Origin of the sequence: Pantoea sp. WMus005, assembly GCF_013415305.1 — a bacterium.
Lineage (GTDB): Bacteria > Pseudomonadota > Gammaproteobacteria > Enterobacterales > Enterobacteriaceae > Pantoea > Pantoea rara.
In genome coordinates, this window is record NZ_JACBXU010000006.1 from 169,114 (window position 1) to 194,359 (window position 25,246).

The 25,246-nt window shown below is 56.1% G+C and carries 22 protein-coding genes, 4 tRNA genes and 1 pseudogene; 23 read left to right on the forward strand and 4 right to left on the reverse strand.

The window, feature by feature from the left end; genetic code table 11:
• Nucleotides 1-12: 12 nt before the first annotated feature.
• The 14 genes and pseudogenes from wzzE to HZZ01_RS19065 all read left to right on the forward strand — a co-directional run bounded on the left by wzzE (nt 13) and on the right by HZZ01_RS19065 (nt 10,492).
• Nucleotides 13-1,062, forward strand: a complete 1,050-nt coding sequence (gene wzzE / locus HZZ01_RS19000) for an ECA polysaccharide chain length modulation protein (RefSeq protein WP_179899003.1) — start codon at nt 13-15, stop codon at nt 1,060-1,062.
• Nucleotides 1,063-1,072: 10 nt separating this feature from the next.
• The gene (wecB, locus tag HZZ01_RS19005) at nt 1,073-2,203 is read left to right on the forward strand and encodes a non-hydrolyzing UDP-N-acetylglucosamine 2-epimerase (RefSeq protein WP_292985190.1); all 1,131 of its coding nucleotides are present in this window, start codon (nt 1,073-1,075) and stop codon (nt 2,201-2,203) included.
• Nucleotides 2,200-3,459, forward strand: coding sequence for a UDP-N-acetyl-D-mannosamine dehydrogenase (wecC, locus tag HZZ01_RS19010; protein WP_179899005.1), 1,260 nt, complete (start codon nt 2,200-2,202; stop codon nt 3,457-3,459). The genes wecB and wecC overlap by 4 nt, the downstream gene beginning before the upstream one ends.
• An 83-nt stretch (nt 3,460-3,542) precedes the next feature.
• Nucleotides 3,543-3,662: pseudogene (locus HZZ01_RS19015) on the forward strand (glucose-1-phosphate thymidylyltransferase 2 RmlA2); the annotation flags it as partial.
• Entirely contained in the window at nt 3,640-4,347 is a 708-nt protein-coding gene (gene rffC, locus HZZ01_RS19020) for a dTDP-4-amino-4,6-dideoxy-D-galactose acyltransferase (RefSeq protein WP_179899006.1), read from the forward strand. The pseudogene HZZ01_RS19015 and the gene rffC, both read left to right, overlap by 23 nt.
• The gene (rffA, locus tag HZZ01_RS19025; RefSeq protein ID WP_179899007.1) at nt 4,334-5,464 is read left to right on the forward strand and encodes a dTDP-4-amino-4,6-dideoxygalactose transaminase; all 1,131 of its coding nucleotides are present in this window, start codon (nt 4,334-4,336) and stop codon (nt 5,462-5,464) included. The genes rffC and rffA overlap by 14 nt, the downstream gene beginning before the upstream one ends.
• A complete protein-coding gene (gene wzxE, locus HZZ01_RS19030; RefSeq protein ID WP_179899008.1) occupies nt 5,464-6,714 on the forward strand; it encodes a lipid III flippase WzxE in 1,251 nt (416 codons plus the stop codon). The genes rffA and wzxE overlap by 1 nt, the downstream gene beginning before the upstream one ends.
• Complete coding sequence (locus HZZ01_RS19035; protein ID WP_179899009.1) at nt 6,711-7,778, forward strand: TDP-N-acetylfucosamine:lipid II N-acetylfucosaminyltransferase; 1,068 nt, start codon at nt 6,711-6,713, stop codon at nt 7,776-7,778. Before wzxE ends, HZZ01_RS19035 begins: the two co-directional genes overlap by 4 nt.
• Nucleotides 7,775-9,118, forward strand: a complete 1,344-nt coding sequence (gene wzyE, locus HZZ01_RS19040) for an ECA oligosaccharide polymerase (RefSeq protein ID WP_179899010.1) — start codon at nt 7,775-7,777, stop codon at nt 9,116-9,118. The genes HZZ01_RS19035 and wzyE overlap by 4 nt, the downstream gene beginning before the upstream one ends.
• A gap of 24 nt (nt 9,119-9,142) precedes the next feature.
• Nucleotides 9,143-9,883 carry a lipopolysaccharide N-acetylmannosaminouronosyltransferase gene (gene wecG / locus HZZ01_RS19045; protein WP_179899011.1) on the forward strand — a complete coding sequence of 247 codons (741 nt, stop codon included), beginning with the start codon at nt 9,143-9,145 and terminating at the stop codon, nt 9,881-9,883.
• 158 nt (nt 9,884-10,041) lie between these two features.
• Nucleotides 10,042-10,118: transfer RNA gene (locus HZZ01_RS19050), tRNA-Arg, on the forward strand.
• Between the two features lie 98 nt (nt 10,119-10,216).
• Nucleotides 10,217-10,292 (forward strand) — tRNA-His (locus tag HZZ01_RS19055).
• Nucleotides 10,293-10,308: 16 nt separating this feature from the next.
• Nucleotides 10,309-10,395: transfer RNA gene (locus HZZ01_RS19060), tRNA-Leu, on the forward strand.
• 20 nt (nt 10,396-10,415) lie between these two features.
• Nucleotides 10,416-10,492 (forward strand) — tRNA-Pro (locus tag HZZ01_RS19065).
• A gap of 754 nt (nt 10,493-11,246) precedes the next feature.
• Here HZZ01_RS19065 and hemY read toward each other — a convergent pair.
• From hemY to hemC, 4 genes are read right to left on the reverse strand one after another with little or no spacing between them, the layout of a single operon-like run.
• Nucleotides 11,247-12,443, reverse strand: a complete 1,197-nt coding sequence (gene hemY / locus HZZ01_RS19070) for a protoheme IX biogenesis protein HemY (RefSeq protein WP_179899012.1) — start codon at nt 12,441-12,443, stop codon at nt 11,247-11,249.
• A gap of 2 nt (nt 12,444-12,445) precedes the next feature.
• Entirely contained in the window at nt 12,446-13,579 is a 1,134-nt protein-coding gene (gene hemX, locus HZZ01_RS19075; RefSeq protein ID WP_179899013.1) for a uroporphyrinogen-III C-methyltransferase, read from the reverse strand.
• A gap of 25 nt (nt 13,580-13,604) precedes the next feature.
• A complete protein-coding gene (hemD, locus tag HZZ01_RS19080) occupies nt 13,605-14,333 on the reverse strand; it encodes a uroporphyrinogen-III synthase (protein WP_179899014.1) in 729 nt (242 codons plus the stop codon).
• A complete protein-coding gene (hemC, locus tag HZZ01_RS19085) occupies nt 14,330-15,271 on the reverse strand; it encodes a hydroxymethylbilane synthase (RefSeq protein WP_179899015.1) in 942 nt (313 codons plus the stop codon). The genes hemD and hemC overlap by 4 nt, the downstream gene beginning before the upstream one ends.
• A 317-nt stretch (nt 15,272-15,588) precedes the next feature.
• On the opposite strand from hemC, the gene HZZ01_RS19090 reads away from it, so the two are divergent.
• The 9 genes from HZZ01_RS19090 (at nt 15,589) to corA (ending at nt 25,238) form a co-directional block, all read left to right on the forward strand.
• The gene (locus HZZ01_RS19090; RefSeq protein ID WP_179899016.1) at nt 15,589-18,147 is read left to right on the forward strand and encodes a class I adenylate cyclase; all 2,559 of its coding nucleotides are present in this window, start codon (nt 15,589-15,591) and stop codon (nt 18,145-18,147) included.
• A 147-nt stretch (nt 18,148-18,294) separates the two neighbouring features.
• On the forward strand, nt 18,295-18,495 hold the full coding sequence (locus HZZ01_RS19095) for a lipoprotein (RefSeq protein ID WP_179899017.1): 201 nt from the start codon (nt 18,295-18,297) through the stop codon (nt 18,493-18,495).
• Nucleotides 18,496-18,523: 28 nt separating this feature from the next.
• Nucleotides 18,524-19,348: a diaminopimelate epimerase gene (gene dapF, locus HZZ01_RS19100; RefSeq protein WP_179899018.1), complete on the forward strand. Its 825-nt coding sequence runs from the start codon at nt 18,524-18,526 to the stop codon at nt 19,346-19,348.
• Nucleotides 19,345-20,049, forward strand: coding sequence for a DUF484 domain-containing protein (locus HZZ01_RS19105; RefSeq protein WP_179899019.1), 705 nt, complete (start codon nt 19,345-19,347; stop codon nt 20,047-20,049). Before dapF ends, HZZ01_RS19105 begins: the two co-directional genes overlap by 4 nt.
• Complete coding sequence (gene xerC / locus HZZ01_RS19110; RefSeq protein WP_179899020.1) at nt 20,046-20,951, forward strand: tyrosine recombinase XerC; 906 nt, start codon at nt 20,046-20,048, stop codon at nt 20,949-20,951. The genes HZZ01_RS19105 and xerC overlap by 4 nt, the downstream gene beginning before the upstream one ends.
• On the forward strand, nt 20,948-21,664 hold the full coding sequence (gene yigB, locus HZZ01_RS19115; RefSeq protein WP_179899021.1) for a 5-amino-6-(5-phospho-D-ribitylamino)uracil phosphatase YigB: 717 nt from the start codon (nt 20,948-20,950) through the stop codon (nt 21,662-21,664). The genes xerC and yigB overlap by 4 nt, the downstream gene beginning before the upstream one ends.
• A 155-nt stretch (nt 21,665-21,819) precedes the next feature.
• Complete coding sequence (gene uvrD / locus HZZ01_RS19120; RefSeq protein WP_179899022.1) at nt 21,820-23,982, forward strand: DNA helicase II; 2,163 nt, start codon at nt 21,820-21,822, stop codon at nt 23,980-23,982.
• 67 nt (nt 23,983-24,049) lie between these two features.
• Nucleotides 24,050-24,106 (forward strand): YsgD/CorL family protein, encoded by a 57-nt coding sequence (ysgD, locus tag HZZ01_RS21215; protein WP_369690086.1) that lies wholly within the window; start codon nt 24,050-24,052, stop codon nt 24,104-24,106.
• Between the two features lie 178 nt (nt 24,107-24,284).
• A complete protein-coding gene (gene corA / locus HZZ01_RS19125; protein WP_179899023.1) occupies nt 24,285-25,238 on the forward strand; it encodes a magnesium/cobalt transporter CorA in 954 nt (317 codons plus the stop codon).
• Nucleotides 25,239-25,246 lie beyond the last annotated feature (8 nt).

Genomic DNA, 25,246 nt, shown 5'->3' on the forward strand with positions numbered 1-25,246 from the left:
GATACCTCTGCCATGCATTCTGACGTTGTGGACAACGAACTGGATATTCGCGGCCTGAGCTGCCGTTTATGGCGTGGCAAGCGCTGGATTGTCGGGCTGGCGCTGCTATTTGCTCTGGTCGCCTGGCTGGTGACACTGTTGCTGAAACAGGTCTGGAGCACCACAGCGATCACCGATCGTCCCACGGTGAACATGCTGGGTTCTTACTATGCGCAGCAGCAGTTCCTGACCAATCTGGATGTGCGTAACAACGCCCTGACCCTGGCTGCGCCGTCACCGACGGTGATGGATCAGGTCTATCAGGAGTTCACCATGCAACTCGCCTCGTGGGATACACGTCGTGAGTTCTGGCAGCAGACGGATTACTTCAAAAGTCGTAAAACCGGCAATGCACATAACGATGCCGCGCTGCTCGACGATATGATCGGCAATATTCTGTTCACGCCCGCTGACGCGGCACATAACCTGCCTGATAACGTCAAACTCAAAGCGGAAACCGCTGGCGACGCCAACAATCTGCTGCGTCAGTACATCGCCTACGCCAGTGAGCGCGCCGCGCGTCATCTGAATGATGAGTTAAAAGGCGCCTGGCGGGCGCGTAGCGACCAGTTGCAGGCGCAGGTGAAACGTCAGGAAGATGTGGCTAACGCGGTCTTTGAGCGCCAGCAGCATCGGCTGGAGCAGGCATTGAAGATCGCCAGCCAGCAGGGCATCAATGAGAAACAGACGCGCGAAGTCGGTGAGAACCTGGCGGACAGCGATCTATTCCTGCTGGGCCAGCCTGTTTTACAGGGACAACTTGATACCCTGCGCGCCACCGGGCCGAGCTTTGATATCAGCTATGATCAGAACAGAGCCATGCTGACCACGCTGCAGACCGGGCCAAAACTGAACAGCAAGTTCCAGACCTACCGTTACCTGCGTACGCCGGAAGAGCCGGTATCACGTGACAGTCCGCGACGTCTGTTCATGATGATTATGTGGGGTGCCGTTGGGGCATTAACAGGCGCAGGAGTGGCGCTGGCACGTCGTCCGCGTCTGATGTCAGACACGCATGAGTGAGAGAAACAGTGTGAAAGTTCTGACGGTATTTGGTACTCGCCCCGAAGCGATTAAAATGGCGCCGCTGGTTCAGGCATTGTCGCAGGATCCCGCTTTTGAATCGCGGCTATGCGTCACTGCACAGCATCGCGAAATGCTCGATCAGGTGCTGCGTCTGTTCAAGCTGGAACCGGACTACGATCTCAATATTATGCGTCCTGAGCAAGGGCTGACCGAGATTACCTGCCGCATTTTAGAGGGCATGAAAACTGTCCTGCTCGACTTCAAACCGGACATCGTGCTGGTGCATGGCGATACCACCACAACGCTGGCGGCGAGCCTGGCGGCTTTTTATCAGCAAATTCCCGTAGGACATGTTGAGGCCGGTCTGCGTACCGGCGATCTCGCCTCGCCGTGGCCGGAAGAGGGTAACCGTAAGCTCACCGGCCATCTTGCCCGTCTGCATTTCACGCCAACTTCACAATCGCGGCAGAATCTGTTGCAGGAAAATTTGCCCGATGCGCGCATCATCGTGACCGGGAATACGGTCATTGATGCGCTGCTATGGGTACGCGACAGGGTGCTGGATGACAGCAATCTGAATGCACAGTTAGCGGCGCGCTATCCGTTTCTCGATCCGGATAAGAAACTGGTGCTGGTCACCGGCCACCGGCGAGAAAGCTTTGGCGGTGGATTTGAACGTATCTGCAGTGCGCTGGCGCAGATCGCCCGCCAGCATCCCGAAGCGCAGATTGTCTATCCGGTACACCTCAACCCTAATGTCAGCGAGCCGGTTAACCGGATACTCAGCGGCATTGAGAATATTATCCTGATTGAACCGCAGGAGTATCTGCCCTTTGTCTGGTTGATGAACCGCGCCTGGCTGATTCTTACCGATTCCGGTGGCATTCAGGAGGAAGCCCCTTCGCTGGGTAAACCGGTTCTGGTGATGCGTGACACGACTGAGCGGCCTGAAGCGGTCGATGCCGGTACCGTCAAACTGGTGGGAACAGATATTGCCAGAATCGTGGCCAGTGTCAGCCAATTACTGAGTGACGACGCTGCCTGGCAGGCTATGAGCCACGCCCATAATCCGTATGGCGATGGCAAAGCCTGTGGTCGAATTTTACAAGCCTTAAAAGATAACAGAGCCGAATTATGAGTTTTGAAACCATCTCCGTGATTGGACTGGGATACATTGGGCTGCCGACGGCAGCCGTTTTTGCCTCAAAGGGAAAAAAAGTGGTGGGCGTGGATATCAATGCGCGTGCCGTTGAAACCATCAATCGTGGCGCGATCCACATCGTGGAACCCGATTTAGATCAGGTGGTGCATGCGGCTGTCACACGTGGCGACCTGCGCGCCACTACGCAGCCTGAAGCCGCTGACGCTTTTCTGATCGCCGTACCGACGCCTTTCAAAGATGAACATCAGCCCGACCTTCGCTTTGTGAAAGCGGCGGCGGAGTCGATCGCGCCGGTTCTGAAGAAGGGCGATCTGGTCATCCTGGAATCAACCTCACCAGTGGGCAGTACCGAACAGATGGCTGACTGGCTGGCGGCGGCGCGTCCCGACCTGCGTTTTCCGCAGCACGGAGAGGCGCCCGATATTTTTGTCGCCTACTGCCCGGAGCGCGTGCTGCCCGGCCAGGTGATGGTTGAGCTGATCAACAACGACAGGGTGATTGGCGGCATGACGCCGGCCTGTTCCGCTCGCGCCAGCGAACTCTACCGGCTGTTTTTAAAAGGCGAATGCGTTGAGACCAACGCCCGCACCGCCGAGATGTGTAAGCTGACGGAAAACAGCTTCCGTGACGTGAATATCGCTTTTGCCAATGAGCTGTCGCTGATTTGTGCCGATCAGGGCATCAACGTCTGGGAACTGATTGCGCTGGCGAATCGCCATCCGCGCGTCAACATTCTGCAGCCTGGCCCGGGCGTCGGTGGCCACTGTATCGCCGTTGATCCCTGGTTTATCGTGGCGCAGAATCCTGAATTAGCCCGCCTGATCCGCACCGCGCGTGAGGTGAATGACGCCAAGCCACAGTGGGTGCTGGACCAGGTGAAAACTGCGCTGGCGGACTGTCTGACGCAGACCGGCAAACGCGCCAGCGATATCACTATCGCCTGCTTTGGCCTGGCCTTTAAACCGAATATCGACGACCTGCGCGAAAGCCCGGCCGTAGGTGTGGCGCAGAACATTGCTGAATGGCACAGCGGCACAACCTGGGTGGTTGAACCCCATATTGAGCAACTTGCGGACGCTCTGGCGGATAGGGCCGAACTGGTCTCCTGCGAGCAGGCGCTGGCCCAGGCTGATATTCTGGTGATGCTGGTCGATCACCGTGGCTTCCGCGCCATTGATGCCGCCGACGTTCAGCAGAACTGGATCGTCGACACCAAAGGTGTCTGGCGATGAAGCGCTTTCTGATCACGGGCGGTGCCGGTTTTATCGGCTCGGCTCTGGTGCGTTTTACCGCTTAGACGGCTGGCATGATCGGCTCCTGGCGTAACAGCTGGCTCAGTGATGACAAGCTGCGTGCCGCCGGTAAAGCGCTGACAATAACCGGCTACGGCCAATACCTGCTGGATTTATTACATGCCCGTCCACGTCAGTATTAATCCCCTAAGCTGGGAAAGCGCATTCTTCGGTGTTGAGACTGTGCGGCTGGAGCCGCAGGGTGATATGCCGCTGGAACAGGCACTGCATCATCCCTGTGCGCTGATGCAGATGAAAGTCGCGGCCAGTGAGACGGCGCTGATTGATACGCTGCAACAGCATCAGTTCCAGCTGGCTGAAGGCGAAGCAGACCTGACGCTGGCGGTTAAAGAGACGGAGCGGCAGGCGGGGATTCGCATTGCGCGTGAAGCACAAATCCCGCTACTGCGCGATGCAGCGTCGCAGCTTTTCAGCCAGAGCCGTTTTCGCGCGCCCTGGTATGCGCCAGACGCCAGCGGACGCTTCTATGCGCAGTGGATTGAGAATGCGGTGCGTGGAACGTTTGACGATCAGTGCCTGGTAGCCAGTGACGCCACCGGTCAGCTGCAGGGATTTGTGTCGCTGCGCGCGGTGGACGGCGATGCCCGCATTGGTCTGCTGGGCGTGCTGCCTGACGCACAGGGCCAGGGACTGGGTCAGCGACTGCTGCTGGCGGCGGCGGACTGGGCGCGGGTACGACAGCTGGCTCAGCTTCGGGTTGCTACACAGCTCAGTAATCTCACGGCGATGCGCCTCTATTTACGCAGCGGTGCCCGGCTCGACAGCACTGCCTACTGGTTTTACAGGAAAGGTCATGATTCCATTTAATGCGCCCCCGATTGTGGGCACAGAAATCGAGTATATGCAGTCGGCGATGAACAGCGGCAAGCTGTGCGGCGACGGCGGATTTACCCGTCGCTGTCAGCAGTGGATGGAGCAGCGTTTTGGCAGCAAAAAAGTGCTGTTGACGCCTTCATGTACCGCTTCGCTGGAGATGGCGGCGCTGTTAATCGATCTGCAGCCTGGCGATGAAGTCATTATGCCGAGCTACACCTTTGTCTCAACCGCCAACGCCTTTGTACTGCGCGGCGCGCGCATCGTGTTTGTCGATGTGCGCCCGGACACTATGAACATTGATGAAACGCTAATCGAAGCCGCCATCACTGAAAAAACCCGCGCCATCGTGCCAGTGCATTACGCAGGCGTGGCCTGTGAAATGGACACCATTATGGCGCTGGCGGCCAGGCATAACCTGTTTGTGATTGAAGATGCAGCGCAGGGGGTAATGTCACGCTACAAAGGGCGCGCGCTTGGCACCATCGGTCACATTGGCTGCTTCAGTTTCCACGAAACCAAAAACTACACTGCCGGTGGCGAAGGTGGCGCGACACTCATCAACGACGCCGGCCTGGTCGAGCGCGCCGAGATTGTGCGGGAAAAAGGCACTAACCGCAGCCAGTTCTTCCGGGGTCAGGTCGATAAATATACCTGGCGCGATATGGGGTCGAGCTACCTGATGGCCGATCTGCAGGCGGCCTACCTCTGGGCGCAGCTGGAAGCCGCTGAGCGCATCAACCAGCAGCGGTTACGCATCTGGCAGCGCTATTATGAGGCACTCCAGCCGCTGGCGGCTCAGGGTCGAATCAGCCTGCCGGTGATCCCCGCCAGCTGTGAACACAATGCGCACATGTTTTACATCAAACTGCGCGATCAGGACGATCGCCAGGCGCTGATCAACTGGATGAAAGAAGCCGAGATACTGACGGTGTTCCACTATATTCCGCTGCACAGTTCGCCAGCTGGTGAGCGTTTCTCGCAGTTTGTCGGCGACGACCGCTATACCACGCAGGAAAGTGAACGTCTGCTGCGCCTGCCGCTGTTTTATAACCTGTCCGACAATAACCAGAGCACGGTTATCAGCTCACTGCTGAGCTTCTTTTCCTGATGTCATTAGCCAGAGCCTCAGTGTGGACCGCATCGTCTACGCTGGTAAAAATTGTGGCCGGTCTGCTGGTGGTCAAGTTGCTGGCGATCAGCTTCGGACCTGAGGGGGTCGGCCAGGCGGGGAATTTCCGTCAGTTGATCACCGTGCTGGGTGTGCTGGCGGGCGCGGGCATTTTTAACGGCGTTACTACCTATGTGGCGCAGTATCAGCAGCAGCCCGGTCAATTGCGGGCGATGGTGGGCACGGCATCGACCATGGTGCTTGGCTTTTCTGGCGTGCTGGCGCTGCTGTTTCTGCTGGCGGCAGCACCTGTCAGCACCGCGCTGTTTGGCCACGACCGCTATCAGGGTGTCATCCGCGTCGTCGCCTTTCTTCAGCTCGGTATCGCCTGGGCCAACTTTACCCTGGCGCTGCTGAAGGGCTACCGCGACGCGCGCGGTAATGCGCTGGCACTGATTCTCGGCAGCCTGACTGGCGTGGCGGGCTATGTACTCTGCTGGTGGCTGGGGGGTTATCAGGGAGCGCTGATTGGCCTCGCGCTGGTGCCAGCCTTGCTGCTGCCGCCTGCGCTGATGATGCTGAAACGTCGCGCGCCGCTGCCGCTGAGCTGGCTGCGCCCGCAATGGCATCCTGAGCTGGCACGCAATCTGGCAAAATATACCCTGATGGCATTGATCACGGCCGTGACCCTGCCGGTCGCCTGGGTGTTGATGCGTAACCTGCTGGCAGAGCAGGAAGGATGGGCGCAGGTCGGATTGTGGCAGGGCGTCACCAGCATTTCCGATGCCTATCTGCAGTTTATTACCGCGACGTTTAGCGTCTGGCTGCTGCCGACGCTGGCGCGGCTCGACAATAAACGCGACATCGCGCGTGAGATTGGCCGTGCATTGCGCTTTGTACTGCCCGCCGTGGCGGTTGCCAGCTTTGGCGTCTGGGTGCTGCGGGATTTTGCCATCAGCCTGCTGTTCTCTGAGGCATTTCGTGGGATGCGCGATCTCTTTGTCTGGCAGCTGTGCGGCGATGTTTTTAAAGTCGGTGCCTATGTTTTCGGATATCTGGTTATCGCCAAAGCCTCACTGCGCTTTTATGTTCTGACTGAGATCAGCCAGTTTCTGTTGCTGACCCTGTTTTCACGCTGGTTGATCCCGTTACAGGGCGCGACGGGTGCGGCGCAGGCCTATATGTTTACCTATATGGCTTACTTCACCTTGTGCTGTGGCGCTTTTATTGTTTACTGCCGGAAAAAATGACTTTAATTCACGTTTTAGGATCGGACATCCCCCACCACAATCTTACGGTGCTGCGCTTTTTCAACGATGTACTTAGCGTTGAGCAGCCTGTGGCTTCGCCACGTCATTTTATGGTGGTGACCCAGCGGCCTGAGAGCCTTGCTCCGTTCAGTGCGTTGCAGATCGAGTGCTTCACCAGCAAGAAAGCGCTGTCGCAGGCGCTGCTGCAGCGAGCCAGAAATCGTCAGCAGCGTTTTTTCTGTCACGGTCAGTTTAATCCGTGGATCTGGCTGGCATTACTCAGCGGCAGGCTGCGCCGTTCACAGCTTTTCTGGCATGTCTGGGGCGCCGATCTCTATGAAGATTCGCGCAGCCTGAAGTTTCGCCTGTTCTATCTGGTTCGTCGTATAGCGCAGGGGCGGGTTGCACAGGTTTTCGCGACCCGTGGCGACCTGCATCATTACCAGCAGCGTCATCGCCGCGTTCCCGGTTCACTGCTTTATTTCCCGACCCGAATGCCCGCCACCGCCGTTGAGTCTGCGCCGTCAGAGCCGTTTACGCTGCTGCTGGGCAACTCGGGCGATCCGAGTAACCGGCACATCGAAGGCTTAAAAGCGATTCACGCGCAGTTTGGCGAGCAGGTGCGTATCGAGGTGCCGCTAGGCTATCCGCCAGGCAATGAGGCTTACATCAGCCAGATTCAGTCCGCAGCAGAGGCGCTCTTCCCGAACGGACAGGTGAATCTGATGCGGGAAAATCTGGCCTTTGATGATTACTTAGCGCTGCTGGCGCGCTGCCATGTCGGCTATTTTATGTTTGAGCGTCAGCAGGGGGTGGGAACACTCTGTCTGCTGATCCAGGCCAACGTGCCGTTTATACTGACCCGCAAAAATCCGTTCTGGCGTGATGTAGCAGAACAGCAGCTTCCGGTATTGTTCAGCGAAGACACGCTGTCGCCCGCAGTGATCGCCGAGGCTCGCCGTCAACTGATGCGCTGTGATAAACAGGCAATCGCCTTTTTTGCGCCGGCTTATCTGGCAGGCTGGCGGGCAGCGTTACAGCTCAGCGAAGGGGAATTGTCATGAGTCTGATGCAGTTTGGTGGCCTGCTGGTGGTCTATCTGCTGTCGCTGGTTTTTATTCTGACGCTGACCTGGCGAGAGTTTAAGCGCGTCCGTTTTAACTTCCATCTCTTCTTCACGCTGCTGTTCTTACTGACCTTTTATTTCGGCTTCCCACTGACCTCCGTGCTGGTGTTTCGCTTTAATGTTGAGGTGGTGCCGGTGGAGAATCTGCTGGAGGCGCTGCTGTCGGCGACGGCGTTTTACGCCATTTATTACGTCAGTTATAAAGTGCGTCTGAAACCTGCCAGTGCGCCTCCTGCGAAGCCCTGGCTGCAGATGAATCGGGTTGAAACCCACCTGACCTGTATAATTCTGGCGCTGGTGGCGCTGGGAACCGTGACGGTGTTCTTCATTCACAACGGTTTTCTGCTGTTCCGTCTGACCGCCTATAACCAGATTTTCTCCAGCGAAGTGTCGGGTGTGGCGCTCAAGCGCTTCTTCTATTTCTTTATCCCGGCGATGCTGATTCCCTACTTTTTGAGTCCGACGCGCCGCAACTGGCTGCTGTTCCTGGTGGTAACGGTTGCCTTCGGTTTGCTGACCTACGCACTGGTGGGCGGCACCCGCGCCAATATCATTATTGCGTTTGCCCTGTTCCTGTTCATCGGGATTACCCGTGGCTGGATCACATTGTGGATGCTGGCAACAGCGGGCGTACTGGCGATTGCGGGGATGTTCTGGCTGGCGCTGCGCCGCTATAACCTCGACGTAATGGGTGATGAAGCGTTTTATACCTTCCTCTATCTGACGCGTGATACTTTCTCGCCGTGGGAGAATCTCGCCCTGCTGCTGGATAACTACGCCCGCATTGAGTTTCAGGGGCTGGCACCGCTGTGGCGTGATTTCTACGTTTTCATTCCATCCTGGCTCTGGCCGGATCGGCCACTGGCGGTATTAAACAGTGCGAACTACTTCACCTGGGACGTGCTGAACAACCATTCTGGTCTGGCGATTTCACCCACACTAATCGGGTCACTGGTGGTGATGGGCGGCGTCTGGGCAATTCCACTCGGTGCCGTTGCGGTAGGGATGATTATTAAAGCCTTTGATGCGATCTACCAGCGTGGCTGCCTTGAAACCAACCGGTACACGGGCGCCATCCTGCAAAGCTTCTGTTTTGGCGCGGTGTTTAACATGATCGTACTGGCTCGCGAAGGTCTTGATGCATTCGGCTCTCGCGTAGTGTTTTTCTGTATCATTTTTGCTGCCTGTCTGGGCATGGCTAAATTACTTTTCTGGTTTCTTGATCGCGCAGGCTTAATTCGCGACCGCAGCAGGCGGGTTTTGCACAGCCCGCTCTGATTAACCTCTGGATTGATGAGAGATATGAAAACGTTAACTGAGACGCCGCAGTACCGTATTCGCGGCGTTGATTTGTATGGCTTCGAAAACATGCCGTCGGCGGTAAATTTTCTGATGCCGCCGCAGCGCGTTCGCAGCGGTATTTTAGTCGCTATTAATGCGGAGAAAATCCTGACCGCTGAGCGGGATGAGGGATTACGCACGCTGTTGGCGCAGGCGGAATATGCCTACGCCGATGGCATCAGCATTGTGCGTTCGATTCGTAAAAAGTATCCGCAGGCGTCAGTGCAGCGCATTGCGGGTGCAGATTTATGGGAAGCGCTGATGGAGCGCGCCGGGCGGGAAGGGACGCCGGTGTTTCTAATCGGCGGCCGTCAGCAGGTGCTGGATGAGACCTGTAATAAGTTACGCCGACAGTGGAATGTGAATATTGTCGGGGCGCAGGATGGCTATTTTGCGCCAGCCGATCAGGATGCGCTGTTTGCCCGAATTGCAGCCAGCGGCGCGAAGCTGGTGACCGTAGCGCTGGGATCGCCACGTCAGGAGCTGCTGATGCTGGCGTGCCGTGCGCACTGGCCTGAAGCGCTCTATATGGGCGTGGGCGGAACGTACGATGTTTTCACCGGCCATGTGAAGCGCGCCCCTAAAATCTGGCAGCGACTGGGGCTGGAATGGCTCTATCGTCTGATTCGACAGCCGAGCCGCCTGCGCAGGCAATTAAAACTGCTTAAATATTTGCGCTATCACTGGCGCGGCGATCTCTGATATTGCTGATAAATGCCGCATTTTTAGGCGTTGTGAGTGAGGAAATGCACTATTTGTCGAGAAAGTGCACAAAGCGTAATCAAACGCGTCTTTTTATTTAAAAAGCACTAGACACAGTGGGCGCTTATCTCTAGTATGCACATCCGCAACGGCGCTACGCGCCCGTAGCTCAGCTGGATAGAGCGCTGCCCTCCGGAGGCAGAGGTCTCAGGTTCGAATCCTGTCGGGCGCGCCATATCGTTTGTGCGCATGAGCTTCGGTGGTTGATTTACCGCGGTTGGCAGTAGAGATTTAAATGCTGCAGGTTTTAAACTTGTGACATTAAGTATTGTGGTGGCTATAGCTCAGTTGGTAGAGCCCTGGATTGTGATTCCAGTTGTCGTGGGTTCGAGTCCCATTAGCCACCCCAGATTTTGCTGGGAAACGCGAAGGTGGCGGAATTGGTAGACGCGCTAGCTTCAGGTGTTAGTGTCTTAACGGACGTGAGGGTTCAAGTCCCTCTCTTCGCACCAGGCAAAACAGTTAAAAAAATCGGCGAGTAGCGCAGCTTGGTAGCGCAACTGGTTTGGGACCAGTGGGTCGGAGGTTCGAATCCTCTCTCGCCGACCATTTTAGAAACCTGTCTGAAAAGACGGGTTTTTTTTCGTCTGCAGAAAAGAGGATAAGGACCGCCGAAGGAGGCTGGGCCGGGTACAGCCAGATAGCGTTGCTATCAGTGCGAACCTGCTTAGAGAACACGGTCAGATCGGAAAGGCCTATACTCCCTGAAGCCCGTACAGCGGTGAGCGCGGGCAGCTTGTGAGCTTATCCATTGTAACCAGAGTTACGATGCTTTGATTCCGTTCGCAATACGAGCAGGAGCGACAGCGTCGTGAATTGCCGACAAATAAGTCATTGTTATTGTTGAGTTCACAGAGAAACCGACCTTGCTGTCTCCATTCAGAGACAGAGAAAATGCCTACTGTCACCTGATACCGACACTTTCTGCCGTAAGTCGCTGAAGAAAGATTTAGCGATCAACTTAAGCTGTTGATTTATAGTAACTTTAAAAATAAACCTTAACCTGGCACGGCTTGTGCAATACTTCTGCTGTAGATGCTCATTCCACCTCTTATGTTTGCTGATGCGACATAAACCTGGGAATGATGCAGAGCCAATTTTAGGTACCTGTTGTCTGCCTGCCTGTATCGCGTAAGTCTTACAGGGTTAACAGACACCACGTTGAGTCAGGTACCTCCCGGTTGTCTTACCGACCTGATCTTACACCTGCCAATGGCAGGTGTTTTTTTTGCCTGCAAAAACAGGTTGGCAGATTGCAGGCACAAAAAAGCCGGGCGAGCCCGGCTTTATCCTGTCTGAAATATCAGACGTTAGGATTATTCTTCAGCGTCAGCAGCAATCCTTCACGGCGCATTTTCGCGGCCTCTTCCGGACGATGCAGGCGATCATACACATCTGCCAGCCACGCATAATCGAAGGCATCCGGACGCTGTGCCAGCGCCTGCTGCAGCGCGTCAGCCGCCTGCTGCCATTCGCCATGACGCATCAGCAACTGTCCCAGCGTACTGTGCAGCAACGGCGTTGCGCCATGTTGTTTGATCTGCTGGCGTAATGCCTTCTCCAGCGCTTCCGGATTACCGCTTTTGATGCGAGGCATCAACAACACCAGACGATCGTCATAATGACGTTTGAGTCCATCCAGTACGATCGACTGCGCGGTGTCGTGATCGTTGCACTCAATCAGATGATCCGCCATAGCTACCTGCAGGGTCGTATCCTGACGGGTCTTGCGGCTCAGCGTGCTCCACCAGCGCTTCAGGCCATCACTGCCCTGGTCTGCCATCGCCTGATTCATCAGACCCAGCCAGGCCTGCTGCTGTAATGCATCGCGATGCAGTTCATCGCCAACCTGTGACTTCTGCATAGCAGGCAGAATATCCAGTAGTGCACTCCAGGCGCCAGTGCGGACATAAGCCTGTTCGGCCAGGCGCAGCACTTCAGGGTGACGCGGAGCGACTTCCAGCAATCGGTCAATGCTGTGACGTGCAGCGTGATCTTCGTTACGGGCCAGCTGAATACGTGCGCGGGCAATTTCCACGGGGATGGTGTTGCTTTCCGACAGCTCAGCAGCACGCTCAAGATGCTGATTGGCACGAATTTCATCACCACGCTGCTGGGCGGCTTCGGCTGCCAGCAGATAGTTGGCTACCGGCACATCGGCGTGATCGGCATCTTTAGAGAGCAGTTTTTCCACCTGACGGTGGTCGCCTTCTGCCAGCTTCATCAGCGCCGACTGGGTATGACGCTGGGCGCGGCGGCGTTTACGTCCGGTAAACCAGCCACGGGTACGTGCTCCGGTATGCAGCACGCGGCGCAGCAGCCATTCCACGGCCAGAATCACCAGCAGGCTCAGGATGAGGATAATCACCAGGCCGGTAACGCTGGTTTCGATATTCCAGTTATCGGTCTGAATCAACACATAGCCCTGATGACCGGCAATCATGGGTCCCAGCACGACGCCCGCAATCAGCAGGATAAAGAGGATAAATACCTTAAGCATGCTTAGCCTCCCTGCTGATTAGCAGCGGCAGACGGTTGCGCTAACAGGTTCCGCACGCGGGTTTGCATCAGCTGTTCCAGCAATGGCTGACTTTCCAGGTTATCCGGCAGATCCATATTGATATTCTGCTGGCTCAGCTCATCCAGCTGAGCAAGGAAGGCTTTAGTGGCGGCATCATTGGTGTCGTACCAGGCGCGCACCCAGGCGGACACGGTGTCGATCGATTGTTTATAAATCTCATCCTGATGGCGCGGTACGGCCTGAGCAGCAATCAGCAGACGCGAGCGGATATTCTCACGCAGGTAAACATCCTGATTCGGTGCCAGCAGCGGTTGTGCGGTGTTATCGCGGCGGCGGATAGTAATAAAATCATCCATAAAGTTATGCCAGCTTTTCACCAGGTTCTGACGCCATTCGCGCACGGAACCTGAGAGTTCGCCGCCATCGCTGTCCATCGGCGCATCATCGCTGTCATTATCGGCCAGACGCAGATTATCGACATTGTTCGACAACTGATTCAGCTTGAGGATCACGCCGTCGTAGTCGACCTGCGTAACGGAAGAGAGGTTGCTGATATCCTGAGTCAGCGCACGACGCACATTCATTACGCTGGGATCATTCATATCGGCCAGGCTGGCATCGGCGCTTTTCAGCAGTGCAGCGGCGGTCGTGACATCCTGATCGCTCCAGAGTTTACGGCCCGCCAGTTTCACCAGATAGTCCGCCTGTGCCAGCAACCAGCTGCGCACGTCGTTACCTGAGATGACGGCCACTTTTTCACGCAGGGTTTCCAGCTCTTTTGCTGATGCGCTCTGCTGCTGTTGGGCAGTCTGCAACGCGGTTTCAGCGCCACTCAGTTGCTGTGTCAGCTGCTGCTTATCGCTGCTGGACTGCTGTTGCAACGCGCTTAATTGATCGCTCAGCTTCTGATTGGTTTGTGCCTGTAAATCAGCCTGATGTTTCCCGTTAAGGTATAAACCCGCACCAATCGCCAGCGCAATGACAATCGCAACGGCTCCCAACACCATGCCACCATTTTTCGCATTACGCGCTGGTGTGCTGTTGCTGGAAGGAGAGCGGTCGACCGCTGGGGTGGTTTCTTCAACCATGGCGGAGGAGTCTTTTTGTTCCGTCATATGTGGCACATCCCATTGTTAAAGTTCAGCGTAACGCGCGCAGCAGCGCATCGTTATCGGCACCATCGGCTACCTGAATATCCTGCCAACCTAATCCAGCGGCCAGGGTAGCCAAACGTTCACTGACGACAATCAGCCGGCAGTGGAGCAGCCATTCCTCGCGATCAACTGCGGGGAAGAGCGAAAAGAGCTGTTGTAACATTTCACCGCTGGTCACCACCAGCACAGAGACACCGCGATTGCGCCATCGGCGGCCTTCGACTGGCCCATCATAATGCTTCTGGCAGCGCTGGTAACAGGCAGCAAACGTGACCTCAGCCCCTCGCCGGGTTAATGTCTCTGCCAGTAATTCGCGACCGGGATCGCCACGCAGGATCAACGCACGCTTACCGGCAATCTGCTGAAGCGTGTTTATTTTGATCAATTCCTCACTGGTTTCATGAGCATGAGGCCAGGTCACCTGCTGTCCGCTGACGGTGTGAAACGCCAGCGCAGTGCTACGACCAATTGCATAATAGTCCAGCTCAGTAGGCCATGCTTTGATCGCGTGCTGTGCGTAGTGAATAACCTGCTGAGAAAGGATAAAGACGAGGTCGCCAGCACGAAGTCCGGCGAGCTTCTGGGGCAGAGAGGCGAGGTCAGCGCCCGGCGAAAACTCAATCAGCGGCAGGCTCCACGCCTGTTTGCCAAGGGCATGCAGGCGTGACACCAGCTCTGCCGCTGCGGGTTCCGGGCGCGTCACCAGGATGGTCATGTCGGCGGCTGCCCCTGGTAAACTTCTTTCAGGATTTCACGGGCGCCGCCATTCAGCAGCTCATCGGCCAGTGAAATGCCCATCTGTTCTGCCTGCGCGCGTGGACCACGGCGTTCGCCGCTGACCATCACCTGGCCATCCGGTGCGCCGACCATGCCGCGCAGCCAGAGGTCATCGCCTTCCAGCACCGCGAAACTGCCGATGGGCACCTGGCAGCCGCCCTCTAAGCGGGTATTCATGGCGCGTTCCGCTCTGACACAGACTTCGGTGTCATCGTGATTCAGCGCCCGTAACAGGTTAATTAAGACGCTATCGTCCAGACGGCATTCAATGCCAACTGCACCCTGACCCACGGCGGGCAGAGAAACTTCGGCAGGCATTGCCTGTCGAATGCGGTCTTCCAGTCCCAGACGTTTTAGCCCGGCGACGGCAAGAATAATCGCGTCATACTCACCGGCATCAAGCTTGCCGAGGCGGGTGCCGACATTGCCTCGCAGCGAGCGGATAACCAGATCCGGACGGCGCGCGCTAATCTGGCACTGACGACGCAGACTGGATGTGCCAACAATGGCGCCCTGTGGCAGCGCGTCAATAGAGTCATAATGATGAGAAACGAACGCATCGCGCGGATCATCGCGCTCACAGATGGTCACCAGGCCCAGACCTTCAGGAAAACTGACCGGCACATCCTTCATTGAGTGCACGGCCATATCGGCACGGCCATCCTGCATCGCCAGCTCAAGCTCTTTGACAAACAGCCCTTTGCCGCCCACTTTCGCCAGCGGCGTATCAAGGATAATGTCACCTTTCGTGACCATAGGCACCAGCTCAACGCGCAATCCCGGATGGGCACTCATGAGGCGTTGCTGTACATAATGTGCCTGCCATAATGCGAGCGGGCTTTGTCTTGTAGCAATTCTGAAAATTTTGTCTAACATGCTGTTAACCATTTTTATCGTTCACTGAATATCCTATCATCTCTGGGTGAATACTGTCAGTTTCAACGGATTGAAAACGGCCTGCGCGTGGTTTCAGGCCCGGTTTATCAAGCCATAACGTGGGAACCAGTGCTGAAAAGGCGGGAAGCTGGTAAGAACGTGCTAAACTGTTAAGTAGCGCAACTTTCTTTACGGTCAATCTGGCGAGTGTTAGATTGATCACGTTTCCAGCAATTATCTGCCCACTTTTTTACTTTAATAAGCGGCAGAGCGTGGAAACAGGGTGCTTAAACACTGGGACAATCAGGCGAAACGTCTTGTACCTCTACATTGAGACACTGAAACAGAGACTGGATGCAATTAACCAGCTGCGCGTTGATCGTGCGCTGGCTGCCATGGGACCCGCTTTCCAGCGCGTCTACAGTCTGCTGCCAACCTTATTACATTATCAACATCCTCAGATGCCGGGTTACCTTGAAGGTAGCGTTCCACATGGCATCAGCTTCTACACGCCTGATGAAAATCAGCGCCAGTTGCTGGCCGATCTTACCGGCGACAGCGACCTGCGCCACGCTGATGCGCCGAAAGGCGAAATGCCGATCACGGCGATCTATTCCATGGGCAGTACCTCCTCGGTCGGCCAGAACAGCGTCTCGGATCTCGATATCTGGGTCTGCCATCAATCCTGGCTTGATAATGAAGAGCGCCTGAATCTGCAGCGCAAATGCACGCTGCTGCAAAAGTGGTGCGTTTCAATGGGCGTGGAAGTCAGTTTCTTCCTGATTGATGAGAACCGCTTCCGTCACAATGAAAGCGGCAGCCTGGGCGGTGAAGATTGCGGCTCAACCCAACACATTTTACTGCTGGATGAGTTTTATCGTACCGCGGTTCGTATGGCGGGCAAACGCATCCTGTGGAATATGGTGCCTGGCGAAGAAGAGCATCATTACGACGACTATGTGATGTCGCTGTACGCCAAAGGCGTGCTGACGCCTAATGAGTGGCTGGATCTGGGCGGCCTCGGCACGCTATCAGCCGAAGAGTATTTCGGTGCCAGCCTGTGGCAGCTCTATAAAAGCATCGACTCGCCTTATAAAGCCGTGCTGAAAACGCTGCTGCTGGAAGCCTACAGCTGGGAATACCCGAACACGCAGCTGCTGGCGATGGATATCAAACAGCGCCTGCACGACGGTGAAATCATCTGCTTTGGACTGGATCCTTATTGCATGATGCTGGAGCGCGTGACGCACTACCTGACCAGCGTTGACGATCAGCCGCGCCTTGACCTGGTGCGTCGCTGCTTCTATCTCAAAGTGTGTGAAAAGCTCAGCACCGAAGATCATCAGCATCGCACCGGCTGGCGTCGTGAAATTTTATCGCAGCTGGTAAAAGAGTGGGGCTGGAACGAAGAGAAGATCGCCATTCTGGACAACCGTGCCGAGTGGAAAATCGAGCGGGTACGTGAAGCCCATAACGAATTGCTGGATGCGATGATGCAGAGCTATCGCAACCTGATCCGTTTTGCCCGTCGCAATAACTTAAGCGTCAGCGCCAGCCCGCAGGATATCGGTGTGTTGACCCGTAAACTGTATGCCGCATTTGAAGCGCTGCCGGGCAAAGTGACGCTGGTAAATCCGCAGATTTCGCCTGATCTCTCTGAACCGAATCTGACCTTTATTCATGTGCCGCCTGGCCGTGCCAACCGTTCCGGCTGGTATCTCTATAACCAGGCACCGGATATGAATTCGATCATCAGCCATCAGCCGCTGGAATATAACCGCTACCTGAACAAGCTGGTGGCGTGGGCGTGGTTCAATGGTCTGCTGACCCGCAAAACCCGGCTGCATATTAAAGGCAATGAGATTTGCGATCTGGCGCGTCTGCAGGAGCTGGTTAACGATGTTTCCAGCCATTTCCCGCTGCGTCTGCCTTCGCCGACACCAAAAGCGCTCTACAGCCCGTGCGAAATACGTCACCTGGCGATTATTGTTAACCTTGAGCACGATCCGACGGCAGCCTTCCGCAATCAGGTGGTGCACTTCGACTTCCGCAAACTGGATGTCTTTAGCTTTGGCCAGCAGCAGCAGTGTCTGATTGGCAGTATCGATCTGCTCTATCGCAACTCCTGGAATGAGGTGCGTACACTGCACTTCAGCGGTGAACAGGCGATGATCGAAGGGCTGAAAACCATTCTCGGCAAGATGCATCAGGATGCCGCACCGCCGGATACGGTGGAAGTGTTCTGTTACAGCCAGCATCTGCGCGGCCTGATCCGCACGCGCGTGCAGCAGCTGGTCTCAGAGTGCATTGAGCTGCGTCTCTCCAGCACACGTCAGGAGCCAGGCCGCTTTAAAGCGCTGCGCATGGCAGGCGAAACCTGGGGCCTGTTCTTTGAACGCATGAGTGTCTCTGTGCAGAAACTGGAAAACGCGGTGGAATTTTATGGCGCGATTTCTAACAACAAACTGCACGGATTGTCGATCAAGGTCGAAACGAACCAGACGCCACTGCCACCGGTGGTCAACGGCTATGCCAGCGAAGGCATCATTCAGTTCTTCTTTGAAAACACCACGGATGAGCGCGGCTTCAATATCTATATTCTCGATGAGACTAATCGGGTTGAGGTCTATCATCACTGTGAAGGCAGCAAGGAGGAGCTGGTGCGCGACGTCAGCCGCTTCTACTCTTCATCACACGATCGCTTTACCTATGGATCGAGCTTTATCAACTTCAACCTGCCGCAGTTCTATCAGATTGTGAACACGGGTGAGCGCTTCCAGGTCATTCCGTTCCGTAGTCAGACGCTGACGCAGCTGTGTACGACGCAGCCTGACAACGACAACGGCGACTATCAACCGCGCTATCAGGTGCATTGATGCTGACGGGCTGCCTGCGTTCTGCAGGTAGCCGCTATCTTTCTGGCTTGTCACCCGGTTCACGCTATTAGCGGGGATTTCCTGTTGCTTTTCCACCTTCAACTGCGATGATAAGCATCCAGGTAAAGGACATGAAGAGCATAAAGAATGAAGAAAGTAATAAGCCTGTTGGCCATGACACTGGCAGTAACCAGCCTTGCAGGTTGTGGTCTGAAAGGACCGCTCTACTTCCCACCGAAGGATCAGCCGAAGAAACAACAAGCGCCGACCGAACGCCAGAAAGCGGATGCGACTAAAGCCGATGTGGGTGGGCTGGTTACCGGTAATTCAGGCTCACAAGCGAACTAATCTGATGGCTTATCCGGCGGAGCAAAAAATGCAGTTCTCCAAAATGCACGGTCTCGGCAACGATTTTATGGTTGTGGATGCGGTGACACAAAACGTCTTCTTCTCACCGGAATTGATCCGTCGGCTGGCCGATCGCCATCAGGGGATTGGTTTTGATCAACTGCTGATTGTTGAACCGCCTTACGATCCCGATCTCGATTTCCACTATCGCATTTTCAACGCCGACGGCAGTGAAGTGGCCCAGTGCGGCAACGGCGCGCGCTGCTTTGCCCGCTTTGTTCAGCTTAAAGGGCTGACTAACAAAACCGATATCCGGGTCAGCACCCAGAATGGCCGCATGGTCCTGACTGTGACGCCTGACGATCAGGTGCGCGTGAACATGGGCGAGCCCAACTTTGAGCCTCAGCAGGTGCCGTTCCGCGCGAACAAAGCCGAAAATCTTTATCTTCTGCGCGTGGCCGAGCAGACGGTGATGATGGGTGCGGTGTCGATGGGTAATCCCCACTGCGTCATCCAGGTGGAGAGTGTTAAAACCGCCCAGGTTGAACTGCTGGGCCCGATTCTGGAGAGCCACGAACGTTTTCCGGATCGCGTCAATGTCGGTTTTATGGAGATCATCAATCCCGAACATATCCGCCTGCGCGTCTACGAACGCGGAGCGGGTGAAACACAGGCGTGCGGCAGTGGCGCCTGTGCTGCCGTTGCATGCGGCATTCAGCAGGGCATTCTGGCACCTGACGTCCGTGTCGATCTGCCCGGCGGCACGCTGCATATCTCCTGGAAAGGTGCCGGTCAGCCGCTCTACATGACCGGACCTGCGACACACGTCTACGATGGGTTTATTCATCTATGAAAAATATCGAAGAGCAGGCTGACACCTCGGTTCTGCTGGACGATCAGGCCGTCAGTCATTATCTGCGGCAGAATCCCGATTTCTTCATTCGCAATGCCCGCGAAGTTGAACAGATGGCCGTGCCGCACCCGGTGCGCGGCAGCGTCTCACTGGTCGAGTGGCATATGGCACGGCAACGCAACCACATCCAGCAGCTGGAAGAAGAGATCACCCTGCTGATGGAACAGGCCAGCGCGAACCACGAACTGTTTGACCGTCTGCTTTCGCTGGAAAGCCATCTGGCCGCAGCTGACTCGCTGCAGGATATGCTCAACCGCCTGCATCGCTGGGCGCGCGAGCTGGGCCTGGCGGGTGCCAATGTGCGGCTGTTCAGCGATAAATGGCTGCTGGGCGCACCCTCCGATTTCTTTCAACTGAGCCTGTCGCGTCAGGCGTTTGAACCGCTGCGTATTCAGCGCTTCGGCAACCAGCATCACTATCTCGGTAATATTAATGGGCCGGAACTGCTGCTGCTGCTGCCGCAGGCCAAAGCGATCGGTTCGGTTGCCATGTCGCTGATAGGCGAAGAGGGCGATCTCGGCGTGCTGGTGTTCAGCAGTCGCGATAGCCAGCACTACCAATCGGGCATGGGGACACTGCTGTTACAGTACCTGTCACAGATGATGCCTGGTCTGCTTTCCCGCTGGGTTGAACGCGCATGAGCAGCACGCTGCAGGAAGCCGTCGATGGATTTCTGCGCTACCTGAAAGTGGAGCGCCAGCTTAGTCCGTTAACCCAGAGCAGCTATGCGCGACAGCTTGCCGCGCTGCTGGCGATTGCGGATGAGATGAAGCTCAGCAGCTGGACATCACTGGAACCAGCGCAGGTACGCAGTATGGCGGCACGCAGCCGTCGCGCCGGCCTCTCTGCCAGCAGCCTTGCGCTGCGCCTCTCCGCTCTCCGGAGTTTTCTCGACTGGCAGGTGAGTCAGGGTTTGCTCTCCGCTAATCCTGCCAAAGGGGTAATGACGCCACGTAAAGCGCGCCATCTTCCTAAAAATATCGATGTTGATGAAGTGAATCAGCTGCTGGAGATCGACCTTGACGATCCGCTGGCGGTGCGCGACCGGGCGATGCTGGAAGTGATGTATGGTGGCGGTCTGCGTCTCTCTGAACTGGTAAATATGGATTGCCGCCATGTCGATCTCGATTCCGGTGAAGTGTGGGTCGTGGGTAAGGGCAGCAAAGAGCGCCGGGTGCCGATTGGCCGCACGGCGGTCACCTGGATCCAGCACTGGCTGCCGCTGCGTGAAACGTTCGGCGGTCAGGATGATGCGCTGTTTCTGTCGACGCGCGGCAACCGCATTTCGCCACGAAACGTGCAGAAGCGCTTTGCCGAATGGGGCATCAGACAGGGTGTAGCGAGCCATATCCATCCACATAAGTTGCGACACTCTTTTGCCACGCATCTGCTGGAATCCAGCGGCGACCTGCGTGCCGTGCAGGAGTTACTGGGGCATGCAAATCTGTCGACGACCCAGATCTACACCCATCTCGACTTCCAGCATCTGGCTTCGGTGTATGACGCTGCGCATCCCCGCGCCAAACGAGGAAAGAACGAATGAAGTTTTATCGTCCGCTGTCGGCCATAAAAGCCATGACCTTCGACCTTGATGACACGCTTTACGATAACTACCCGGTGATCCGTCGCACCACCCTTGAATCCCATGCCGCTTTGCAGGCCTATCATCCGGCGCTGCGTGACTTCACGCCGCAGGATTATCAGCAGTTGCGTGACGAATTGCTGCAGCGTGAGCCTGAAATCTATCATGATGTTTCGGAGTGGCGACGCCGTTCGGTAGAGCTGGCGATGCTGAATGTCGGCCTCTCTGCCGCTGAAGCGACAGCGGGTGCAGCAGACGTAATGGCGGTCTTCCATGCGTGGCGGAGTCAGGTCGAGATGCCGGATGAGACGCATCAGACGCTGAAAGTGCTGGCGGAAAAAATCCCGCTGGTGGCGGTCACCAACGGTAATGCCTGCCCTGAAAAAATGGGTATTGCGCATTACTTTCAGTTTACGCTGCGGGCCGGGCCGGATGGACGCGCTAAGCCGTGGCAGGATATGTATCAGCTTGCCGCGCAACGCCTTGATATCGCACCACACCATATTCTGCATGTGGGTGATGACCTCACCACCGATGTCGCGGGTTCACTGCGCTGCGGATTACAGGCCTGCTGGATAAACCTGCGGCAGGGCAACCTGATGCATATCCCGGCTGCGCGCCTGTTGCCGCATGTCGAAATTTCGCGGTTGGCATCACTCACCTCACTGCTATAATGGCTGTAAATTTATCCAGTCGTCTCCTTTTTTTCTGCCTTGCCGCCGTACTTTTTCCGGCATCTGTGTTGCCGCCTGACTGGCAGTGATAATGCCTTGCGGCAGGTGGAATAAACAGCGCGACGACGACGCTTTTTCTCTGGTAAACGGTGCTTATGGACGTTTCTGAACTGCTCGATGGTTTGAATGACAATCAGCGCGCTGCCGTTGCGGCTCCGCGCAGTAACCTGCTGGTGCTGGCAGGTGCGGGCAGTGGTAAAACGCGGGTGCTGGTGCATCGTATTGCCTGGCTGATGTCCGTGGAGAACTGCTCACCCTATTCGATTATGGCGGTGACCTTTACCAACAAAGCGGCCGCGGAGATGCGTCACCGTATCGAGCATCTGATCGGCACCAGTCAGGGCGGAATGTGGATCGGGACCTTCCATGGTCTGGCGCACCGCTTACTGCGCGCCCACCACCTTGACGCCGGTCTGCCGCAGGATTTCCAGATTCTCGACAGTGAAGACCAGCTGCGTCTGCTCAAGCGCCTGATTAAATCCATGAACCTGGATGACAAGCAGTGGCCTGCACGTCAGGGCATGTGGTACATCAACGGTAAAAAAGATGAAGGCCTGCGGCCAAAGCACATTGAAAGTTACGGCAACCCCATTGAGCAGACCTGGCTGCGCATTTACCAGGCCTATCAGGAAGCCTGTGACCGTGCCGGTTTAGTCGACTTCGCCGAGCTGCTGCTGCGCGCCCATGAGCTGTGGCTCAACAAACCGCACATCCTTAATCACTACCGCGAGCGTTTCACCAACGTTCTGGTGGATGAGTTTCAGGATACCAACAACATTCAGTACGCCTGGATTCGGATGCTGGCAGGCGACAGTGGTCGTGTCATCATCGTGGGCGATGATGACCAGTCGATCTACGGCTGGCGCGGTGCACAGGTCGAGAATATTCAGCGCTTCCTGCAGGACTTCCCCGGCGCGGAAACCATCCGTCTGGAGCAGAACTACCGCTCAACCAATAACATCCTGAAATCTGCCAACGCCCTGATCGCCAACAACAATGGCCGTCTGGGTAAAGAGCTCTGGACCGAAGGCAGCGATGGCGAACCGATCTCTATCTATTGCGCCTTTAATGAGCTTGATGAAGCACGCTTTGTGGTTAACCGCATCAAGGTCTGGATGGAGAACGGCGGCGCGCTCAACGACTGCGCCATTCTCTATCGCAGCAACGCCCAGTCGCGTGTGCTGGAAGAGGCGCTGCTGCAAAGCAGTATGCCGTACCGTATTTATGGCGGCATGCGCTTCTTCGAACGCCAGGAGATCAAAGATGCGCTCTCCTATCTGCGTCTGATGGCGAACCGCAATGACGACGCGGCATTCGAGCGCGTGGTAAACACCCCGACACGTGGCGTGGGCGATCGTACGCTCGACGTGGTGCGTCAGACGGCACGTGAGCGTCAGATGACGCTGTGGCAGGCAACGCGCGAACTGCTGCAAAGCCGCGCGCTGGCTGGCCGTGCCGCATCTGCGCTGCAACGCTTCTGTGAGCTGGTCGATTCACTGGCTACCGAAACGGCCGATTTACCGCTGCATGTTCAGACCGACCGGGTCATCAAAGATTCTGGTCTGTGGCTGATGTATGAGCAGGAAAAAGGTGAGAAAGGCCAGGCGCGTATTGAAAACCTTGAGGAACTGGTGACGGCGACACGCCAGTTCAGCTATCAGGATGAAGATGAAGATCTTATGCCACTGCAGGCCTTCTTATCTCATGCGGCGCTGGAAGCGGGTGAAGGTCAGGCAGACAAATGGCAGGATGCGGTTCAGCTGATGACGCTGCACTCGGCAAAAGGGCTGGAGTTCAGTCAGGTCTTTATCGTCGGCATGGAAGAGGGGATGTTCCCGAGCCAGATGTCGCTGGATGAAGGCGGTCGCCTGGAAGAGGAGCGTCGTCTGGCTTATGTCGGCGTGACCCGTGCCATGCTGAAGCTGACACTGACCTACGCTGAAACCCGCCGACTCTATGGTAAGGAAGTGTATCACCGGCCTTCCCGTTTCATCGGCGAACTGCCCGAAGCGTGCATCGAAGAAGTGCGTCTGCGCGCCAGCGTGAGCCGTCCGGTAAGTCATCAGCGTATGGGTGCTCCGGTGACCAAAAATGACAGCGGATTCGCGCTGGGTCAGCGTGTTCATCACGCGAAATTTGGCGAAGGCACCATCATTAATCTGGAAGGCAGCGGTGAGCACAGCCGCCTGCAGGTGGCGTTTCAGGGGCAGGGAATCAAGTGGCTGGTGGCGGCTTACGCGAAGCTGGAAACGATTTAGCGTCCGGTTGACGGCTTTTTCGTCTCAGCGTAACATGCGCCCACTATTATCATGAGAGGACAATGCCTTGGACACGCCCAGTCGATGCTGGCTCAATGACCTGGATACCAGGAATAACATCTAAGGCTACCTCTTTACGCGGGTAGCCTTAGCGGTTATCAGCGACCTCCCTTTTTGATTCCGTCGCACGAGTCAGCACTGATTTATCTCTGAAACTCTGTTTCCGTGTTCAGGCCGTACGTTCCATGTTGAGGAACGGCGGACTGCCTTGTCCCATTTAGTCTGCAATGGGGAGTATTGCTATGCTGAGCGCATTTAAACTGGATCACAGCCGCCTGACGCGACTGGAGCTGGAAGACGAAAACGACAAACTGACTACCTCCGTCTGGGTCGATCTTATCGAGCCGGAAGAGGGCGAACGTAACCGCGTACAATCGGAGCTGGGTCAGAGCCTGGCAACACGGCCTGAGCTGGAAGATATTGAGGCTTCGGCACGCTTCTTCGAAGATGAAGACGGTCTGCATATCCACTCCTTCTTCTTCTATGAAGATGCTGACGACCACGCCGGTAACTCCACCGTGGCGTTCACCATCCGTGAAGGCCGCCTCTACACGCTGCGCGAACGTGAACTACCTGCATTCCGCCTCTATCGCATGCGCGCCCGTAACCAGACCCTCATCGACGGCAATGCCTTTGAGTTGCTGCTCGACCTGTTTGAAACCAAAATCGAACAGCTGGCGGACGAAATTGAAAACATTTATAGCGCGCTGGAGAAACTCAGCCGGGTGATCATGGAAGGTCAGCAGGGCGAAGAGTACGATCAGGCGCTGTCGCGGCTCGCGGAACTGGAGGATATCGGCTGGAAAGTACGTCTCTGCCTGATGGATACTCAGCGTGCCCTGAACTTCCTGGTGCGTAAAGCGCGGTTGCCGGGCAATCAGCTGGAGCAGGCGCGGGAAATTCTGCGCGATATCGAATCGCTGCTGCCGCATAACGAATCACTGTTCCAGAAGGTCAACTTCCTGATGCAGGCGGCGATGGGCTTTATCAACATCGAACAGAACCGCATCATCAAGATCTTCTCGGTGGTTTCCGTGGTGTTTCTGCCGCCAACGCTGGTCGCTTCCAGCTACGGGATGAACTTCGAGTTTATGCCGGAACTGAAATGGAGCTTCGGTTATCCTGCGGCTATCGGCCTGATGATTCTGGCCGGACTGGCGCCTTATCTCTACTTCAAGCGTAAAAACTGGCTTTAAAAAAGCCA

Excerpts from the sequence above, each read along its gene's own strand:
- wzzE (WP_179899003.1), top strand. The coding sequence starts at position 13 with ATGCATTCTGACGTTGTGGACAACGAACTGGATATTCGCGGCCTGAGC.
- wecC (WP_179899005.1), top strand. The coding sequence starts at position 2,200 with ATGAGTTTTGAAACCATCTCCGTGATTGGACTGGGATACATTGGGCTG.
- rffC (WP_179899006.1), top strand. The coding sequence starts at position 3,640 with ATGCCCGTCCACGTCAGTATTAATCCCCTAAGCTGGGAAAGCGCATTC.
- rffA (WP_179899007.1), top strand. The coding sequence starts at position 4,334 with ATGATTCCATTTAATGCGCCCCCGATTGTGGGCACAGAAATCGAGTAT.
- wzxE (WP_179899008.1), top strand. The coding sequence starts at position 5,464 with ATGTCATTAGCCAGAGCCTCAGTGTGGACCGCATCGTCTACGCTGGTA.
- HZZ01_RS19035 (WP_179899009.1), top strand. The coding sequence starts at position 6,711 with ATGACTTTAATTCACGTTTTAGGATCGGACATCCCCCACCACAATCTT.
- wzyE (WP_179899010.1), top strand. The coding sequence starts at position 7,775 with ATGAGTCTGATGCAGTTTGGTGGCCTGCTGGTGGTCTATCTGCTGTCG.
- wecG (WP_179899011.1), top strand. The coding sequence starts at position 9,143 with ATGAAAACGTTAACTGAGACGCCGCAGTACCGTATTCGCGGCGTTGAT.
- hemY (WP_179899012.1), bottom strand. The coding sequence starts at position 12,443 with ATGCTTAAGGTATTTATCCTCTTTATCCTGCTGATTGCGGGCGTCGTG.
- hemX (WP_179899013.1), bottom strand. The coding sequence starts at position 13,579 with ATGACGGAACAAAAAGACTCCTCCGCCATGGTTGAAGAAACCACCCCA.
- hemD (WP_179899014.1), bottom strand. The coding sequence starts at position 14,333 with ATGACCATCCTGGTGACGCGCCCGGAACCCGCAGCGGCAGAGCTGGTG.
- hemC (WP_179899015.1), bottom strand. The coding sequence starts at position 15,271 with ATGTTAGACAAAATTTTCAGAATTGCTACAAGACAAAGCCCGCTCGCA.
- HZZ01_RS19095 (WP_179899017.1), top strand. The coding sequence starts at position 18,295 with ATGAAGAAAGTAATAAGCCTGTTGGCCATGACACTGGCAGTAACCAGC.
- dapF (WP_179899018.1), top strand. The coding sequence starts at position 18,524 with ATGCAGTTCTCCAAAATGCACGGTCTCGGCAACGATTTTATGGTTGTG.
- HZZ01_RS19105 (WP_179899019.1), top strand. The coding sequence starts at position 19,345 with ATGAAAAATATCGAAGAGCAGGCTGACACCTCGGTTCTGCTGGACGAT.
- xerC (WP_179899020.1), top strand. The coding sequence starts at position 20,046 with ATGAGCAGCACGCTGCAGGAAGCCGTCGATGGATTTCTGCGCTACCTG.
- yigB (WP_179899021.1), top strand. The coding sequence starts at position 20,948 with ATGAAGTTTTATCGTCCGCTGTCGGCCATAAAAGCCATGACCTTCGAC.
- uvrD (WP_179899022.1), top strand. The coding sequence starts at position 21,820 with ATGGACGTTTCTGAACTGCTCGATGGTTTGAATGACAATCAGCGCGCT.
- corA (WP_179899023.1), top strand. The coding sequence starts at position 24,285 with ATGCTGAGCGCATTTAAACTGGATCACAGCCGCCTGACGCGACTGGAG.